This is a genomic window from Nocardia sp. NPDC059691 (genome assembly GCF_042733915.1).
Classification (GTDB): domain Bacteria; phylum Actinomycetota; class Actinomycetes; order Mycobacteriales; family Mycobacteriaceae; genus Nocardia; species Nocardia sichangensis.
In genome coordinates this window covers 407,509-424,319 of the sequence record NZ_JBHWFB010000001.1, presented here as the reverse complement: position 1 = coordinate 424,319, position 16,811 = coordinate 407,509, and the positions used below count along the sequence as shown (strand labels likewise).

Annotated in this window: 16 protein-coding genes; 5 read left to right on the top strand and 11 right to left on the bottom strand. The window is 67.0% G+C overall.

Annotated elements, in window-relative coordinates; translation table 11 throughout:
- Positions 1 to 41: 41 nt before the first annotated feature.
- The 3 genes from ACFV2O_RS02035 to ACFV2O_RS02025 all read right to left on the bottom strand — a co-directional run bounded on the left by ACFV2O_RS02035 (position 42) and on the right by ACFV2O_RS02025 (position 3,199).
- The gene (locus ACFV2O_RS02035) at positions 42 to 1,385 is read right to left on the bottom strand and encodes a wax ester/triacylglycerol synthase family O-acyltransferase (protein WP_379249509.1); all 1,344 of its coding nucleotides are present in this window, start codon (positions 1,383 to 1,385) and stop codon (positions 42 to 44) included.
- 134 nt (positions 1,386 to 1,519) lie between these two features.
- Complete coding sequence (locus ACFV2O_RS02030; RefSeq protein WP_379249507.1) at positions 1,520 to 2,185, bottom strand: class I SAM-dependent DNA methyltransferase; 666 nt, start codon at positions 2,183 to 2,185, stop codon at positions 1,520 to 1,522.
- A gap of 102 nt (positions 2,186 to 2,287) precedes the next feature.
- Positions 2,288 to 3,199, bottom strand: coding sequence for a DMT family transporter (locus tag ACFV2O_RS02025; RefSeq protein WP_379249505.1), 912 nt, complete (start codon positions 3,197 to 3,199; stop codon positions 2,288 to 2,290).
- Between the two features lie 249 nt (positions 3,200 to 3,448).
- Here ACFV2O_RS02025 and ACFV2O_RS02020 point away from each other — a divergent pair, with 249 nt between their 5' ends.
- Complete coding sequence (locus ACFV2O_RS02020; protein ID WP_379249503.1) at positions 3,449 to 4,669, top strand: hypothetical protein; 1,221 nt, start codon at positions 3,449 to 3,451, stop codon at positions 4,667 to 4,669.
- 113 nt (positions 4,670 to 4,782) lie between these two features.
- Here the strand turns inward: ACFV2O_RS02020 and ACFV2O_RS02015 are convergent, their stop codons facing one another.
- Entirely contained in the window at positions 4,783 to 6,453 is a 1,671-nt protein-coding gene (locus ACFV2O_RS02015; protein WP_379249501.1) for a cutinase family protein, read from the bottom strand.
- A gap of 194 nt (positions 6,454 to 6,647) precedes the next feature.
- Here ACFV2O_RS02015 and ACFV2O_RS02010 point away from each other — a divergent pair, with 194 nt between their 5' ends.
- Together ACFV2O_RS02010 and ACFV2O_RS02005 are read left to right on the top strand one after the other, a co-directional pair.
- Complete coding sequence (locus ACFV2O_RS02010; protein WP_379249499.1) at positions 6,648 to 7,664, top strand: NADP-dependent oxidoreductase; 1,017 nt, start codon at positions 6,648 to 6,650, stop codon at positions 7,662 to 7,664.
- Positions 7,665 to 7,690: 26 nt separating this feature from the next.
- Positions 7,691 to 8,104, top strand: a complete 414-nt coding sequence (locus ACFV2O_RS02005; protein ID WP_379249497.1) for a MerR family transcriptional regulator — start codon at positions 7,691 to 7,693, stop codon at positions 8,102 to 8,104.
- Between the two features lie 18 nt (positions 8,105 to 8,122).
- Here the strand turns inward: ACFV2O_RS02005 and dnaB are convergent, their stop codons facing one another.
- From dnaB to rpsF, 5 genes are all read right to left on the bottom strand, one after another.
- Positions 8,123 to 10,717 carry a replicative DNA helicase gene (gene dnaB / locus ACFV2O_RS02000; protein ID WP_379249495.1) on the bottom strand — a complete coding sequence of 865 codons (2,595 nt, stop codon included), beginning with the start codon at positions 10,715 to 10,717 and terminating at the stop codon, positions 8,123 to 8,125.
- Between the two features lie 630 nt (positions 10,718 to 11,347).
- The gene (gene rplI, locus ACFV2O_RS01995; RefSeq protein WP_379249493.1) at positions 11,348 to 11,800 is read right to left on the bottom strand and encodes a 50S ribosomal protein L9; all 453 of its coding nucleotides are present in this window, start codon (positions 11,798 to 11,800) and stop codon (positions 11,348 to 11,350) included.
- Between the two features lie 17 nt (positions 11,801 to 11,817).
- Complete coding sequence (gene rpsR, locus ACFV2O_RS01990) at positions 11,818 to 12,069, bottom strand: 30S ribosomal protein S18 (protein ID WP_043700357.1); 252 nt, start codon at positions 12,067 to 12,069, stop codon at positions 11,818 to 11,820.
- 58 nt (positions 12,070 to 12,127) lie between these two features.
- Positions 12,128 to 12,667: a single-stranded DNA-binding protein gene (locus ACFV2O_RS01985; protein WP_379249492.1), complete on the bottom strand. Its 540-nt coding sequence runs from the start codon at positions 12,665 to 12,667 to the stop codon at positions 12,128 to 12,130.
- An 88-nt stretch (positions 12,668 to 12,755) separates the two neighbouring features.
- Positions 12,756 to 13,043 (bottom strand): 30S ribosomal protein S6, encoded by a 288-nt coding sequence (gene rpsF, locus ACFV2O_RS01980; RefSeq protein WP_039803204.1) that lies wholly within the window; start codon positions 13,041 to 13,043, stop codon positions 12,756 to 12,758.
- 214 nt (positions 13,044 to 13,257) lie between these two features.
- Between rpsF and ACFV2O_RS01975 the strand changes: the two genes are divergently transcribed.
- Positions 13,258 to 14,649, top strand: coding sequence for a hypothetical protein (locus ACFV2O_RS01975; protein WP_379249491.1), 1,392 nt, complete (start codon positions 13,258 to 13,260; stop codon positions 14,647 to 14,649).
- On the opposite strand, the gene ACFV2O_RS01970 is transcribed toward ACFV2O_RS01975, so the two are convergent.
- Positions 14,646 to 15,179: a CGNR zinc finger domain-containing protein gene (locus tag ACFV2O_RS01970; protein WP_379249490.1), complete on the bottom strand. Its 534-nt coding sequence runs from the start codon at positions 15,177 to 15,179 to the stop codon at positions 14,646 to 14,648. The genes ACFV2O_RS01975 and ACFV2O_RS01970 overlap by 4 nt on opposite strands.
- Before the next feature lie 83 nt (positions 15,180 to 15,262).
- On the opposite strand from ACFV2O_RS01970, the gene ACFV2O_RS01965 reads away from it, so the two are divergent.
- A complete protein-coding gene (locus ACFV2O_RS01965; protein ID WP_379249489.1) occupies positions 15,263 to 16,162 on the top strand; it encodes a DMT family transporter in 900 nt (299 codons plus the stop codon).
- A gap of 1 nt (position 16,163) precedes the next feature.
- Here ACFV2O_RS01965 and ACFV2O_RS01960 read toward each other — a convergent pair whose 3' ends face one another.
- Positions 16,164 to 16,787, bottom strand: a complete 624-nt coding sequence (locus tag ACFV2O_RS01960; protein WP_379249488.1) for a Tellurium resistance — start codon at positions 16,785 to 16,787, stop codon at positions 16,164 to 16,166.
- Between the last annotated feature and the right edge of the window lie 24 nt (positions 16,788 to 16,811).

Sequence of the window (16,811 nt, the reverse complement as noted above, 5' to 3'; positions counted from 1 at the left end):
ACAGTAACACGTTCTAGTTTTCTGCGGAATGTGATGCCGGATCAGGCGGTGGCGCGCTCCAGTTCGGCGAGCGACTCCTCCAGGTGGTCGAGCAGACGCGGCAGCTGCGGCACACTGCGACGGCAGCCGACCAGGCCGAAGTCGAGATTGCCCGCGTTGGAGGTGAGCGTGATGTTCACCGCCTGACCGTCGAACGGGATCGACAGCGGGTAACTCGCGTCGAGACGCGCGCCGTTCCAGTACATCGGCTCTCGCGGCCCAGGCACGTTCGAGATGACGATGTTGAAGGTCGGACTGGTCCACGGGATCAGCGCGGGCACGAGGTTGAGGGCGAGCGGGCTGAGCATCAGTGCCGACAACGCCATCGTCTGATTGCACGACAGCGTGCGGTAGACGTCCTTGCCGTCGCGCATCGACGCGGCGACCACCTGCAGGCGCTCCAGCGCATCGGCGATGTCGGTGCCGAGGTTGCACAGCACCGCGCCGACCTTGACCCCGTTGGTCTCGTCGTCGTCCTCGGCGCGCAGCGACATCGGCACCATCGCGACCAACGGCTTGTCCGGCAGAGCGTCTCGTTCCAGCAGGTAGCGCCGCAGCGCGCCCGCCGACATGGTGAGCACCACGTCGTTGAGCGTCGAGCCGGTCGCCTTCTTCACTTGCTGCAACCGTTCCAACGGCCAGGACCGCACCACCGCACGGCGCGCGCCGCCGATCGGGACGTTGAACATGGTGCGCGGCGCCGCGAACGGCAGGGTCAGCTGCTGCCGCGTCAGCGCGGTGCGCGCGGCACGCAGCACCGATGCGCCGGATGTCGCGGCGGAGAACAGGTTTCGCGCCACACCATCCGTACCGGACGGCGTCCTACGCCTGCCCCGAGGCAGGTGCCACGGCACGCGCGTGACACTCGAGGACGGATCGCCGGTCAGCGTGCGCCGGAGCAGACGCTGGGCGGAAACGCCGTCGATCAACGCGTGATGCATCTTCGAATACAGTGCGAACCTGCCGTCGGCGAGGCCCTCGATAAGGTGGAACTCCCACAGCGGGCGGTGCCGGTCGAGCAGACTGCCGTGCAGGCCGGAGACCAGCTCAACGAGCTGGTCCATGCGTCCCGGCCCGGGCACGGCCAGCCGCCGCACGTGATAGTCGAGTTCCACGTCCTCGGCGCGCGTCCACGCCATCTGCGGAGACCCGAAGATCGTCGCGGGATGCTTGCGAAAGGCCGGATCGATGTCGGTGCTGCGTAATAGCTTGTCGTGCACTTGTGCGGCGAAGTCCGTTCCGGCGTCCTCCGGCGGCTCGAACAGCTGCAACGCTCCCACGTGCATCGGCTGTTCGCGGGATTCGGCGAGCAAGAAGACGGCATCGACCGGCGCGATGAATTCCATGATGGGTCGCCCCCTGACGACATGGTGAGGATGTTCGGAGTTCGAATCGACCACGTTGTCGGCGGGCCCGCGCAGCCATGAAACCGCCGCGACACGACAAACTTACCCGGGCGCGACGGACCGCGTTCGGTGAATCACCGAACCTTCGAGGCCAGCAGGTAGGCCTGCCCGAACCGCTCGTCGGGACCGGGCTCGCGCACCATGCGAGCGATCATGGCGAACCCGGCGTCACCGAGCAGACGCGCGAGACGCTTCGGCGCCCACCGGTAGGCGCGAGTCACCTTGTGGTCGAAGGCTTCCACCGCGTCGGGCTGGTCGGCCGTCTGGAAAGCCAGCAACACGTGCCCTTTGCTTGCGAGTACCCGATGGAACTCGCTCAACACGTCCGGCACGCGATCCGGTGGGAGGTGAATCAACGAATACCACGCGACTATGCCGCCGAGCGCTTTGTTGCTTATCGGTAGCTGCTCTACGGAACCTTGCGCGAAAAGTAGCTGCGGATGTTCCACGCGGGCCAGCTCCACCATTCGCGGCGAGAGATCGATCCCGAATACCCGCGCACCCAGCGCAGCGAGGTGTCCGGTGATCCGTCCCGGGCCGCAGCCGACATCGGCGATCGGGCCGGAGCCGTTGCCCGCCACCGATTCCACGAAGGCGCCGAGCATCGCCCGATCGAGCACCGCACCGGCGAGGTGGTGGCGGAATAGCTCGGTGTAGAGCTCGGCGACGTCGTCGTAGGCGGCTCGGGTGACGGCCACGTCAGGGTGTTCGTCTGCGAAGTCTTCGGTCGAATCCAGCACCCGGAGCAGCGTATTACGTGCTCACTCCCCCGAATCGAATGCCAGGGCGACGGCGAGGCCGTCCTCGTAGACGCGGTGCCGGGTGATCAGGCGCCGTGGCGATCACCTCTCGGGTAATTGGGCGGCAGCCTCCGGCGCGGCGGGCGCGTCCGCTCGTGCCGCTGTGTCGCGACCGCGCGCGGTTCCCAGCACGGAACCGAGGATGACCAGCGGGAAGCCGATCGCCATGCCCGCGGTCAGCGGCTCGCCGAGCGCCGTGACGCCGAGCAGGATCGCCACCGCGGGATTGATGTAGGTGATCACCGTCGCACGGGCCGGGCCGACCTCGGCGATCAGCGCGAAGAAGAACAGGAACGCTACGGCCGTGCAGATCACCGCGAGGCCGAGCACCGACCAGGCCGCGTCGGCGGTGATGCGCGACGGGCGCAGCCACCCCGCGAACGGCGCGTAGATCACCGCCGCCAGCAGCAGCGATGCGGTCACCACACCGAGCGGGGGCAGATCGGCCAGTGCGCGATTGATGACGATCGGACCGATCGCGTAGCCGACCGTGGTGAGCCCGATCGCCGCGATCGCCGCCGGATTCCCCGAATCGACATCCAAGCCGACGAGCGCGGCGACGCCCGCGAACCCGACGAGCAGGCCGACCACCCGGCGCGCGTCGAACCGGTCGTGGCCGAGCACGGTCACGATCACCACGGCGATCAACGGCACCGCCGCGATCAGCAAGCCGACCGTCGAACTGTGCAGCGTGGTCTCGGCGTACCCGATCAGGAACCACGGCCCGGTGATCTCCACCAGGGTGTAGAGCAGCAGAGGCCGCCATCGCCGGAACACCGGCGCCAGCGCGTCGGCGTAGAGCGCGACCGGCAGGAGCAGCAAGCCACCGATCAGCGTGCGGCCGAACGCGACCACGATCGGGTCGAGATCCTCCACCGCGATGCGGATCATCGCGTACGGCACGCCCCAGATCACGCCCATCGCCAGGAAGAGGGCCCACCCGCGGCGGGTCATCGCACGACCACGGCGCGGTGCGGACGGACGGCGACCGATTCGGTGCCGGGGGTTGACAACATGCTCCGCTCGCTTTCGACCACTGGGAGCTTATCCAGGTGATCCGATCATCCGACAGATCCACTTCCCCGCTCCGGCAAGGCCGGTTCGCTCCGGTTCCATGTCCCGTTCGTCCTATTTGAGCGAATGATGCCCGATTGCAACGTTGTTCGGGCTAGTCTTCGCCCGGAGCGAAGGGAAGGCATCATCGTGGTCGACGTCATCCGCCGACTGGCCCCGAGCGAGGAGATGTTCGCCGCGGGCGAGGTCTTCATCGGTTATGCGGCACGGGTATCCGGTCGGTTGGACCTGCCCGCGTTGACAGCCGCCTTCGAGGCAGTCGCCCTGGCGCATCCCATTCTGCGGGCCCGCATCGAGTCGTCCGCCGACGGCGGTCGAGTCTTCACCGTGACGGACGCGGCGCCCCAGGTCTTCGTCGCCGACGGCGATACCGAATTCGCATTCACCGGCGCGAAATTCGACCAGCGCACCGGCGTCTGTGGGCTGTGCGTGGTACGCGACGGCGACACCGCGAGCGTCACCCTCGTGATCCATCACAGCATCGCGGACGCGTTCCACGCGTTCGCCATCGTCACCGAGTTCTGGGCCGGGTATCGAGACGCGGTCGGCGGAAAGATCCCCGAGTCGCCGGTGCACGCGTTCCCCGAATCGGTCGAGCATCTGCTCGCGGCGCGAGGCATCGAGAAGATGGCGCTGCCCGGAGCCGGGGCCGCTGCTACCGCGCCGCAGATACCGCAGCCGCGCGACGACGACTATCCGACGCTGCACACCACCCGGTGCCGGCTCTCCCGAGAGGAGACCGCGGCGCTGGTCGCCCTCGGACATCGCGAGAACGTCACGGTGCACGGTCTGGTGTCGGCGGCGCTGTTGCGGACCGAAGCCGAGATCCGCGAGCTACCGCTCACCGGGCTGCTCTACCTGTACTCCGTCGACCTGCGGACCAGGGTGAGCCCCGAAATCTCCGCCACCGAAGGGACGAACGTCCTCGGTTTCGCCAATTACCTCTCCCCCGAATCCGCCGTCACGCTGGTGGAATCGGCCCGCGGCATCAGCGCGGCGCTGCAGGCGGGCCTGGCCGCGGGCATCGTGCAACGCACGCCGTTGAGCATCCCCGACATGGCGGCGGCGCCGCGACCGGCTTTGCCCGGCGTGGTCATCGCGACCAACTGGGGCACTATCCCGCCGCTGCCCGAGCAGGACGAGCTGCGCATCGACGACTTCCACTCCACCATGCTCGCGAAGCCGGACCTGACCGGCCGCCGTCCGCAGCAACCGGGCGGCGGCACCTGCGTCATCAGCACTTTCGCCGGACGGCTGAGTGTGGAGATCCATCATCCTGAGGAATTCACCCAGCTCCAACGCCATCGCGTCGAAATGCTGGCCCGCAACCTTCGCGCCGTGCACGACTGATTCCGCCCGACACCGAGCGCACCCGGTTACACGTCACCACTCGCGCGTTGGCGAGCGAATACGCCGCGGGCCGCGATCACGCCGACCGGCTGTGATCGCGGCCCGCGGGTCGATCAGTTCGACGCCTTCGCGGTCGCGGTGGTGGTCGGCGCCGCGGAGTGCGTTGTCGTCGTGGTCGATTCGGTGGTGGTGGTCGGCTTCGTCGTCTCGACCGGCGCCGCGACCGGAGCAGGCGCGGGCGTGGTGGTGGTGACCACCGGCGCCGAGGTGGTGGTCGAGGTCGGCGCCGTCGTCGTCGGCCGGTCCGTGGTGCCGGTCGTCGTAGGGGCGGCGCTGGTCGGCTTCGGTGCCGTGGTCGAGCTCTTGGCGGGTTCGGTCGTCGGAGCCGCCGAGGTGGTCTCCGCCGCCTTGTACACGGCGGCCAGGTCCGCCTCCTGCGGCTTGGACGTCGGGTCGACCTGCTTACCGGCCTGCGCCTGCTTCGCCAGATGGGTGAGCCACGCGGCCGCGTACTCCGCCGAGGTCAGCGGCTTGCCCGCGGCGGGGTCCGCGTCGTCCCAGTAGTCGAAGTGGTGACCGGTGTGATTCGGGCCCAGCGTGAGGTTGTACGGGTCGCTGAGGATGACCGGGATCGTGTTCTGGTTCGTCACGATGAGCCCGACGATCTCGTTGAGCACCTTCTGCGGCAGGTAGGCCAGCGGCGACATGTCGTTCGTGGCAATGGAGTCCGCCTGCACCGGCGCCTTCTTCTCACCCGGCTTGTACGCCGGGTCCGACACCCGCAGCAGCACCTGCAGGAAGGTCTCGTCGCTCTGCATCCAGTTCGGCTGCGACTGGATGTCCGCGAACGCCGCCATCGCGATCCGGCCGAGGACCACGGCGACGTCCTGCCCGGTCGCGGGCGTGAGTCCGTCGCGCTCGAGCGCGTCCACGTTCAACTGCCTGCCGACATTGACCACCAATTGCAGCAGGGAGATGTTCTGCGGCGCCGAGCAGGTGAGATCGCCGTCGGAGCAGAACGACGCGATCTTGCCGTTCAGCGCGCCGAAGTCACCGCTGCTGCCGCGCACCGCGCCCTGCCCGGGAACCGCGTTCGTGCCGTTCTGATATTGCTGGTCGAAGCCGTCCGGGTTGCTGAACGGGTCCTTCGATCCGGGGAACGGCCCGTCGCCCGCCGAGCGCCCCGAGTCGGCGAGGATGACGACGCCGACGACGTCGTCCGGATCCACGATCCCGTACGCGCCGTCCTGGCCGGGTTCCTGATGGCCGATCTGCATCGCGACGCGGCGGACGACGTCGGCGCCCTCGCTGTAGCCGACGATCGAGAACTTGGTGTCGGGGCACGCCTGGGCGATCTCCCGCATCACCCGCTCGGTGTTCGCGACACCGGCGTTGACAGCGTCCTCGTAGGTGGACATATTCGCCGGATAGGCGATGTAGACCGCGGCGTACGCGTCCGGATCGACGTCGTCGGCCGGTGCGTTGACGACCGGATCGACCCACTCACTGCTGTGGTCACCCGACAGCGCGGCGGGCAACGGGTTGCCGTTGGCATCCACCAGCATCCTGGTGGTCCCCTCCACCGGAGTGTCGTTGCGACCGGCCACCGAGATGGTGACCATGTCGCGGCATTCCGTGACGGAGGTCGTCAGCTGGGTTTCCCTGGTTTCCGGCGTCGACGTCAACGCCAACGAGGTGGCGACCACCGCCGCCACGCCCAGCACCGCCGGGGCGGCAACCGCCGAAGCGATGCGATGCCGCGCGAAGAACTCGCGAAGAGCCATGTCCTGATTTCCATTCCATACACCGACAAAGTGGACGGACAAGCCCCCCGACGGGCCATACGTCACCGAGGACGTCGTGGTAGGGGCCGTGAGCGTTACTTAGTGCCGGATGGAAGGGTTCGAACCGCGAAGCGTCCCCTTGCGCCTGGTTGCTGCTTGACCTTTACGTATACGTCAATCCTTAGCGTCGGGGCATGACGACTGTGACGCGAACCTCCCGAGCGATCCAGCTGGCCGCGCGACCGAACGGATTGCCGGCATTGCCGGACTTCCGGCTGATCGAAGAGGCGGTGCCCGATCCCGCACCGGGTCAAGTGCTGATCCGCAACCTGTACATGTCGCTCGATCCGGGAATGCTGATGCAAATCGGCGCGTATCCCGAAATCCCGATGCCCGCCTTCGCCGTCGGCGAAGTGATATCCGGTGGCGCGATCGGTGAGGTCGTCGTGTCCGCTGACCAGCATGTGCCGGAGGGAGCATTGGTGCTGCACCAACACGGCTGGCGGGAGTACGCCATCGTGGACGCCGACAGTGTTCGGGTCGTCGACGCACAGGCGTATCCGTCCCCGTCGACGTACCTCGGTTTCGGATTGGTCGCGTATGTGGGGCTGACAGTGGTCGCGGGGTTACGCGAGGGTGAGACCGTTCTGGTGTCCAGTGCCGCCGGAGCTACCGGTAGCCTGGCCGGCCAGCTCGCGCGACTGCTCGGCGCCGGGCGAGTCGTCGGGAGCGTGGGATCACCGCGGAAGGCGCGCTACGTCATCGACGAACTCGGCTTCGACACGGCGTTCGACTATCACGATCAGCCGCTGGCCGACCGGTTCCGGGCGGCCGCGCCGGAAGGGATCGACGTCTATTTCGACAATGTCGGCGGCGCGCAACTGCGTGCCGCGATCGAGGCGATGAACGTCGGCGGACGAATCGCCCTGTGCGGCGCGCTCGCCCGGCAGCGGGCAGGCGGGGCGCCCGATGACGGGCCCGGGGACCTGCTGCCGGTGATCGGTAAGCGAATCACACTGCGCGGATTCACCGCCCTCGACCATCTGGATCTCGCGCCGGAATTCGGACGGCGGTTACGCCAGTGGCTCGCCGAGGGTTCGTTGCGGCACACCGAGAATGTCGTCGATGGGCTGGAAAACGCTCCACAAGCACTGCTCGACCTGGTGCGAGGTCGCTACACCGGGAAGGTAGTTGTGCGGCTCACGCGTTGAACAGTCACCACGGGAAGGACACGACAATGCTGATCGGTGAACTGGCGGAGCGGACCGGAACGACCACGCGCGCCCTGCGCTTCTACGAAGAACGGGGATTGCTCACCTGTGAGCGCACCGGTTCGGGTTACCGCCGCTACGACGAAGAGGCGGTCAAGCGGGTACAGAACATCCGGGAACTGCTCGATGCCGGCTTCACCGTCGACGATGTCCGCGCGTTCGTGCCGTACCTCGACCGTGATCTGCCCCAGACATTCCCGTTCGAGCCGCGGTGCCCCAACGGGTACGCATCCGTAGCGCCACCACGGTTCGCCGAACTCAATCGGCGCATCGCGAATCTGGTCGAACTCCGTGATCGCCTGATCGACCGGATGCCGTGGCTGGCACAGGACACCCTGAGTGAGCCGACTGGCGAAGACCCACAGCCGTACGGTACTTGAGCCCAGCCTCCTCCGGACTCAGCCGCGCGCCATATCCACGAACCGCGACAAATGCAATTGGTGGGCGACGGTGATCGTCGCGGTGGGGCCGTTACGGTGTTTACCGAGAATCAGGTCGGCCTCACCGCCGCGCGGGTCGTCGCGCTCGAAAGCGTCGGGACGGTGCAGCAGGATGACCATATCCGCGTCTTGTTCCAAAGATCCCGACTCGCGGAGATCGGACACCATGGGGCGCTTGTCGGTTCGTTGTTCGGGACCGCGGTTGAGCTGGCTGATCGCGACCACCGGCACTTCGAGTTCCTTGGCCAGCAGTTTCAGATTACGGGAGAAGTCCGAGACTTCCTGCTGACGGGATTCGACCTTTTTGCCGGACGTCATCAGCTGGAGGTAATCCACGACCACGAGTTTCAAATCGTGGCGCTGCTTGAGCCGCCGCGCTTTGGCGCGGATCTCCATCATCGTCAGGTTCGGCGAATCGTCCACGAACAGCGGCGCCTCGCTGATCTCACTCATCCGCCGCGCCAACTTGGTCCAGTCGTCGTCGCTCATCCGCCCGGACCGCATATCCCCGAGCTTGATCTTCGCCTCCGCCGACAACAACCGCATGACGATCTCGGTACGACTCATCTCCAAGGAGAAGATGACGCTCGCCAAGCCATGCTTGATCGAGCAACTGCGCATGAAATCCATTCCCAAAGTTGAGTTGTGCGTGGGAATCATCGAGCGTCCGGCCAGATACAGATGATCGGCGTTGTCCACTTCGACACAGCGCACCGGCACGCTGTCGATCCGGCGCACATCGACGACGAATCGCGAGTTCGATCGCACCGTGCTGCGGCTGGCGCGCCGTTCCTTGTGCAGCAAGGCCTTCCGATACAGACCGAACACCTCGTCGTCGGTAGCGAAGGTGAGGGTGTAAGCGGTAGAGGATTCCAAGGAACGACCTCGGACTCGCTTGGTGGAGAGATGGCAGCGGTAACCGAGGCCGACGATCAGCTCGTGCACGTCTGCGACGAGCCGGGCGTTCGTGACACCGAACTGTACGGAGCCGCCGTTGGTCACGGTGCCGTCGGTGTCCAGCAAACCGGCCAGTAGGGACCGTCGCTGTTGCTCGGACGCTCGCAGGTAGTCGATGGGAATGTGCTTGTCACCGAGGACACCGAGCGTCCGCAGGCGCGCCTGCACGCTCCCGACGGTGTTCCGGCACTTCTGGCACAGGCGCAGACCGATCGACCGCTCGCCGCAATTCGGGCAGCGCGATGCAGGCGACGGAGCCGAAAGGAACCGAGCCTTTCCGCCGCAGGACCGCCCACAGGTGCGGACCTCGGTGGTGAAAGGAACGAATTCCTTGCCGCAGACCAGGCACTCGCGTGCGGGGATCGGCTCGTCGGCAGGCAATGTCAGCTGATAACGCAGCCGAGCCGACCGCGAGGGCACCGCGACGATCCCCTCGGCCTCGATTCGCGCGATGATCTCTGGATCGGCGCAGGTGAGCTGTGCGGCGGCGGACGTTCCGTCGCCGAGCCAGGCGCCCAGCGTGTAGGGCGGCACCGTCAGGGCGCGCGCAGGCAGTTGTAGCGGGCCGGAATTGCTGACCGAGTGGTTCAGTCTGCGATCCGCGGTGTCGCACCGCAGCGTTCTCGCGATCTCGGCGGTCGTACGCACCTCGGCAGCTGCCCGTTTCGACCGTCTGGATGCCCTGGTCTCCGTGAGCCATTGATGTTGTTCATCCGCGACGAGCACGGAGCCGTCGGAGAACTCCACCTCGTAGCAGGGACGCCCAGACAAAACCTCGGTCGCCGCTACGACGCGGGTGGGACGACCCTTCGCGTCCAACAATTCGTCGCCGACGTGGACCTCACCCATGGTGGTCCATCCGGTGGGTGTCGGAAGGGGGGTATCCAGGGCCAGCGCCTTGCCCACGCCAGGCCTGGCCGCGACGATGATCATCTGACCGGGGTGCAGGCCATTGGTGATTTCGTCGAGTTCGGTGAAACCGGTGGGGACGCCGAGGGAGATGCCGCCGCGGCTGGCGATGGAGTCGATTTCGTCCATCGTCGGCTGGAGCAGTTCTTCGAGGGGGAGGAAGTCCTCGCTGGTGCGGCGTTCGGTGACCTCGTAGACCTCGGCTTGGGCGCGGTCGACGACCTCGGCGACGTCCTGGCCGTCGGCGCCCGCGTAGCCGTACTGGACGATGCGGGTGCCCGCCTCGACCAGGCGGCGCAAAATGGCCTTCTCGGCGACGATTTCGGCGTAGTAGCCCGCGTTGGCCGCGGTCGGTACGGTCTGGGTGAGCGTGACCAGATAGGGCGCGCCGCCGATGCGCTTGAGCTCGCCACGGCGGTCCAGGCCCGCGGCGACGGTCACCGGGTCGGCGGGTTCGCCGCGCCCGTAGAGATCCAGGATCGTGTCGTAGATGGCCTGATGGGCGGGACGGTAGAAATCGCCGGGCCGAATCGCCTCGACGACGTCGGCGATGGCGTCCTTGCTCAACAGCATGCCGCCGAGCACCGACTGCTCGGCCGCCATGTCGTGCGGAGGCTGGCGGCCGAAGTCCTCGCCGGGAGGTTCGGGCGGGAAGTCCGTGTGCCCGCGGTCATCGGTGGTTGTCACCAGACTCGACCGTCCTCTCTACCCCACGACCGGGATGCACCCTGTCGACTCGTTTTACTCCCGGGCACCGACACGTTCGAAAAAGCCTTTGACCAGGGCTCCAGCTATCGCCGCGGCACCGGCCCGTGCGCGCGCTCGGGAGCGGCCCGCGCGCAGCGATGCGACGAACCTAGGCGACCCGCTGGCTGTGCACCAAACCGCACTGTGCACACAGCTGTGGATAACTTGGGGAGAGTTCACCCAACCGTGTGCACCCCCTGTGTACAACTTGGGGAAAACCCAGGTCGTCGGGGTCAAATACGCAGATAGATGTGGACTTCCGCGTTCTTCCAGGTGTGGATTAACGAAGTACCGGCGTGTCGGCCAAGTTGAACAGCCGGGCGTGTTGGGTTAACAGCACGTGAGCTGCATATGGCCTGAATCACATTGCGGACGGTCGGTTCGACCAGTAATCCACAGGCTGGGTAGACCAGGCGTCATTGCGGTGTGCGGTGCGGCCCAGATTGTCCCTGAAGACGCGCTCGGTCATCCAGCAAATAATTAGCTACAAAGCGGCTCGCGGCAGCGGGAGCACGACCGAGGACCACTCCCGTGAACGGACGGGAGTGGTCCTCGACGCGATGCCTGGAATCAGGCGGCGGTGACCGTGAGGTCGAACTTCGCCGACACGTCCGGGTGCAGGTGCACCAGGATGGCGTGCTTGCCGGTCGACTTGATGTGCGCCTTCGGCAGCTCGATGCTGCGCTTGTCGACGACGGGGCCACCCGCCGCCTTGACGGCCGCAGCGACGTCCGACTGGGTCACCGAGCCGAACAGCTTGCCGGTGCCCGCGGTCTTCACCGCCAGCGAGACCGACTCCAGGTTCTCGATGGCCTGCTTCAGCTCGTTGGCGTGGTCCAGGTCGCGGACCCGGCGGGCTTCCTGCGCCCGGCGAATGCCCTCGACCTGCTTCTGCGCGCCACGGCTGGCCGCGATCGCCAGGCCGCGCGGCAGCAGGTAGTTGCGGCCGTAGCCGTCCTTGACCTCAACGGTGTCGCCGGGGGCACCGAGGTTGTCCACATCAGCGGTAAGAATCAACTTCATTGGCGTGCCTCCCTTTCTCAGCGAGCCGTCGACACGTAAGGCAGCAGCGCGACCTCACGCGAGTTCTTGACCGCAACCGCGACATCACGCTGGTGCTGCACGCAGTTGCCGGTGACGCGGCGGGCGCGGATCTTGCCGCGGTCGCTGACGTACTTGCGCAGCAACGCCGTGTCCTTGTAATCGATCGTGACGGTTCCGGTCTTGCTCTCCTTGCAGAACGAGCAAGCCTTCTTCTTCAGCACCTTTTCGCGCGCGGGCGCTTTAGGCATGGTCTTGTACTCCGTAATCAGTGATGGCCCGAATTCGTGCGGGCCGTTGTGGCCGTTCTCAGAACGGCGGTTCGTCATCCATGCGGCTGTTGCCCCCGAAGGAGCCTGCCGCGGGCGCACTGCCCCAAGGGTCGTCCTCGGCACCGCCGGAACGCCCACCGCCACCACCGGAGGAGGCGTAGCCGCCACCGCCGCCGGACCCGCCGGACCCGAAGCCGCCGCCACCGCTGCCGCGGCTGGTCTTGTTGACCTTCGCGGTGGCGTAGCGCAGCGAGGGACCGACCTCGTCGACCTCGAGCTCGACGACCGTGCGCTTCTCACCCTCGCGGGTTTCGTAGGAGCGCTGCTTGAGCCGTCCGCTCACGATGACACGGGAACCCCTGGTCAGGCTTTCGGCGACATTCTCCGCGGCCTCACGCCAGATATTGCAGCGCAGGAACAGCGCTTCGCCGTCTTTCCATTCGTTCGAATTACGGTCGAACACACGGGGAGTCGACGCGACGGTGAAATTCGCCACCGCCTGTCCCGCCGGTGTGAATCGAAGCTCCGGGTCGGCCGTCAGATTTCCGATGACGGTGATGACCGTGTCGCCTGCCATGTGGTTCCTCCTGCTCGGTGTGCAGTCCGCGTCTCGCTGTTGCGCTAGAGCCTAGGCACAGGCTCCGACGCAAACGAGGGTTGCCGGACTACTTGTCGTGGCGCAGAACCTTGGTGCGCAGCACCGACTCGTTGAGACCGAGCTGGCGGTCGAGCTCGCTCACGGTGGCGGGCTCGGCGGTCAGGTCGACCACGGCGTAGATGCCCTCGGCGTGCTTGGCGATCTCGTAGGCGAGCCTGCGGCGGCCCCAGATGTCGACCTTGTCGATCTTGCCGCCCTCGGTGCGAACGACACTGAGCAGGTTGTCCAGCGACGGACCAACAGTGCGCTCGTCCAGGCTCGGATCGAGGATGACCATCACTTCGTAATGACGCACGGACCAATCACCTCCTGTGGACTAGGAAACGGCCACGGACGGTCCGTGGCAGGAGGGTCGTTGCGTCAGCAACCCGAACAGGCTACATGAGCGGCACCTGAGCAGTGAAATCGCCCCGCGAGCCGCCCCGGCTCGCACGTGTTCGGCTCGCGCGTTCGCGTCGCTAGGAAGGGGAATGGCGGCACGGCCCCGACCGTCCGCTTAGGGTGGATCCATGCCGACCGGACTCGCCGCCAGCGACCTGCCCGCGGGTGGCGTGCGACGCCGCGCGGCGTTCGCCGTGGTGGTGGTGCTGCTCTGCGGTCTCGTCCTCGCGCTGGCGTACGCGAACAAGGCGCGTTGCGCGGGTGCGCCGTTCGACCGGGACGGGCGCAGCACGGTTTTCGATGTGATCAAGGATTCGGACGTCTGCTATTCCGATATCCAATTCCTCTGGCTCGGCCGAGACATCAACGAGCATGTCTTTCCCTATGTGACCGGCGGCATCACCGACGACGGGGCGTTGGTCGGCGGCGCGGTGGAATATCCGGTGCTCAGCGGCGTGCTGATGTGGTTCGGCGCGGTGGGCGCGCACGATGACGCCGATTTCCTGCGGTACTCGGCGCTGTTGCTGGCGCCCTTCGCGTTGCTGACCGCGTGGATGCTGGCTCGCCTGGCCGGGGGCGCGGCCCTGCTGTGGGCGGCCGGACCGCCGCTGGTGCTCTATGCCTTCCACAACTGGGAGCTTCCGGTGGTGTGCACGGCGGTGGCGGCCGTCTACGTGATGACCGCGTTGACGCGCTACTCGGTGCGTACCAGGGGCATCGTGGCCGCGGTACTGCTCGGGCTCGGATTCTGCCTCAAGCTGTACCCGGGGATCTTCGTGTTGCCCTTGCTGGCGTACGTGCTCACCGGCGGTGGCGAGCGCGACGCGGAAGCCGGCGATCGGGGACCGGACGTCCGTGGCGCTCTGCTCACCGCGGGCGCGGCGATCGGCACCGTGGTAGTGGTGAACCTGCCGTTCGCGCTGATGGGTTACGAAGGCTGGCGCGCGTCCATCACCTTCCAGCAGTTGCGTCAGGCCGATATCACCACGAATTCCATCTGGTACTGGGGACTTCGGCCGATGTTCGGTCCCGATCCGCGCAGCGAGGCGGCGTTCCAGCAACTGGTCTCGGTCGCTTCCCCGTTGCTGGTGCTCGCGGCGTTCGCGCTGGCCATGTGGCTCGGCTGGCGGCGCTACCTGGCGACCGGCGTGTTCCCGTGGGTCGGTGTGAGCGGCGCGATGCTGTGTGGGTTCCTGTTGTTCCACAAGGTGCATTCCCCGCAGTACACCCTCTGGCTGGTGCCGTTCCTGGTGCTGCTCGAGATCCCCTGGTGGTTGGTCGGCAGCTATCTCGTCGCCGACGCGGCCATCGGGATCGGGGTGTTCCGCTACTTCTACTCGATGGGTACGGGCAAGTCGGTCGAGTTGATGGAGCGCATCGTCCAATTCGGTGTGTGGGGGCGCGCGAGTCTGCTGATCGTGTTCTTCTTCGTCTTCCTGTGCGCGGCGCCGCGTGGAAATCGTTCGATGAAGCCCCGGGTCGCGCGGTCCGACCCCCGCGATCTGGTCCCGGTGGTCTAAGGCCCACCGTGCCGGGCCCGGAAGGCCGCGCTTTTGGCGCGGTTGCCGCACAGGGTCATGTCGCACCACCGGCGCGAGCCGCCGCGGGAAGTGTCCACATACAGCCGCGTGCACACGGGGCGACCGCACTCCTTGACGAGCGCCCGGCTGCCCAGTAACTCGATCGCGGAACGTGCGACGGCGGCCAAGGCCGCGTCCGCGTCGCCGGAGCGGACGACCGTGCCGTCGGCGCGCAGGCTGATCGAGGGCGGGACGCCCTCGGCGAATTCGTTGACGGTCCGGCGATCGCCGTCGTCGAAGGCGGTTTCGCGGGCAGCGGCCAGCGCCATGCGATAGGCCGCCTCACGCAAGCGCACCGCCCGCGCGAGGGTGTCCGCGTCGCCGGTTGGCGGGCTATCGAGCAGGCCCGCGGCGACGATCCAGTCGGCCAGCGCCGCGGGTGTGGAGAGGACATCCTCGAACCTGGTCGAGCGCCCCATGACGGTACCGGCGAAGTCCAGGGCGAGGTTGCCGCTCACGAAGGTGAACACCTCCTTATAGTAACCGCCTTGACAGGTTATTGAACCGGATGCCACTGTGATAACCACCCAAGCTGGTTACTCGAGGAGGGTCCGTGCAGAGCCGATTCGCGATGGTGGCCGCGCAGCCGCTGTTCGTCTTGTTGTGGAGCAGTGCGTTCATCGCGGGGGTGATCGGGGTCGGCGCCGCGCCGCCGCTATTGGTGCTGTTCGTGCGCTTCGCCGTCGCGGGAGCGCTGCTCACGGCCTACGCCCTCCTCGCGCGGGTCACGTGGCCGCAGGGAAGCCAATTGCGTCACGTGCTCGTCGCCGGGCTGCTGATGCAGATGGTCCAGTTCGGCGCGTTCTACACGGCGATGGCCGAACATGTTTCGGCGGCGGTGATCGCGCTGGTGCAGGGCTTGAATCCGGTGGTCATCGCTCTGTGCGCCGGACTGATCGGCGAAGTCGTCACGATGCGGCAGTGGTTCGGCTTCGGCATCGGCGGCATCGGAGTCGCACTCGCCGTGTTCGACCAGTCCCACTTCTCCCTGACCGGACTGCTGCTGTGCGTGGCAGGGCTGCTCGGGTTGAGCATCGGCACCGTGTACCAGAAGCGATTCACGCCCACCGTGGATCCCAGGGCGGCCACGGCGCTGCACGTGGCGATCAGCGCGCCGATCGCCGGGGTGCTGACCTGGCTGTCCGGCCAAGTGCACGTGTCGGACGTGGGCCGGTTCGCCGGGTCGCTCATCTGGATGGTGCTGGTCAACTCCATGGCCGCGTTCCTGCTGCTCAACGCCATGCTGCGCCGGTGGGACGCGACCAGGGTGGGCAAGCTGTTCTTCGCGACGCCCGCCGTGACCGCGATCCTGGCCTGGTTGCTGATCGATCAGCCGCTGCGACCGTTGACCGTCGCCGGACTCGCCATCGGCCTGGTGGGCTTGGTGTTCGCGGCTCGCAAGCCGGCGGCGTCGGCGGTCGTCACGCGGCAGCCGGTGCCAGTGCCGCGGTGACCTACTTGCGCCCGGCCTGCCACTGCATGCCCCACTGGTATGCCTGGTCGAGTTCGCGCTGGGCGCCGTTGACGTAGTGCACTTCCCGGTGCACGATGATCCCGGCCCCCTGGTTCTGCAGCAGGGCGATGGCGCACGAGCGAGCGCCGTCCACCGGAGAATCCAGGCGGACCTCGACCTGCGGACCGGATGTGGGGTAGAGCGTCACCACGCCGTCGGCGGCGGCCCAGTTCGGCACGCCCTCGTAGATGAAGGCGAAGATCAGGATGCGCCGGAACAGCTCGGGCCGCGCGAGGTCGATGTGCAGGTTCTCGCCCGACGCGGCCGCGCCGCTGCGATCGTCGCCGTCGAGCCGGATGTAGGGCTCGGCCTCCAGCGTGCCGAAATTGCCGCCGATCGCCTGGACGACGCCCTTGGCGCCGTTGGACAGTTCGTAGAGACAGCCGAGGTCGAGATCGATCGGCTTGGCGCGGCGGAAGAATCCCCTCGGTCCGCTCGACCAGTTCAGGTTGACCCGCATGGTGCCCTGCTGCTCACCCGGCTTGGTCAGGTTGATGCTCGGTGTCGCCTTCGACAGGGTCACCTTGGACAGGTTGACGCCGCCGGGGTTGTCGTCGATCGCCATGGCGCGATCCCCCCTCTGTGGAAA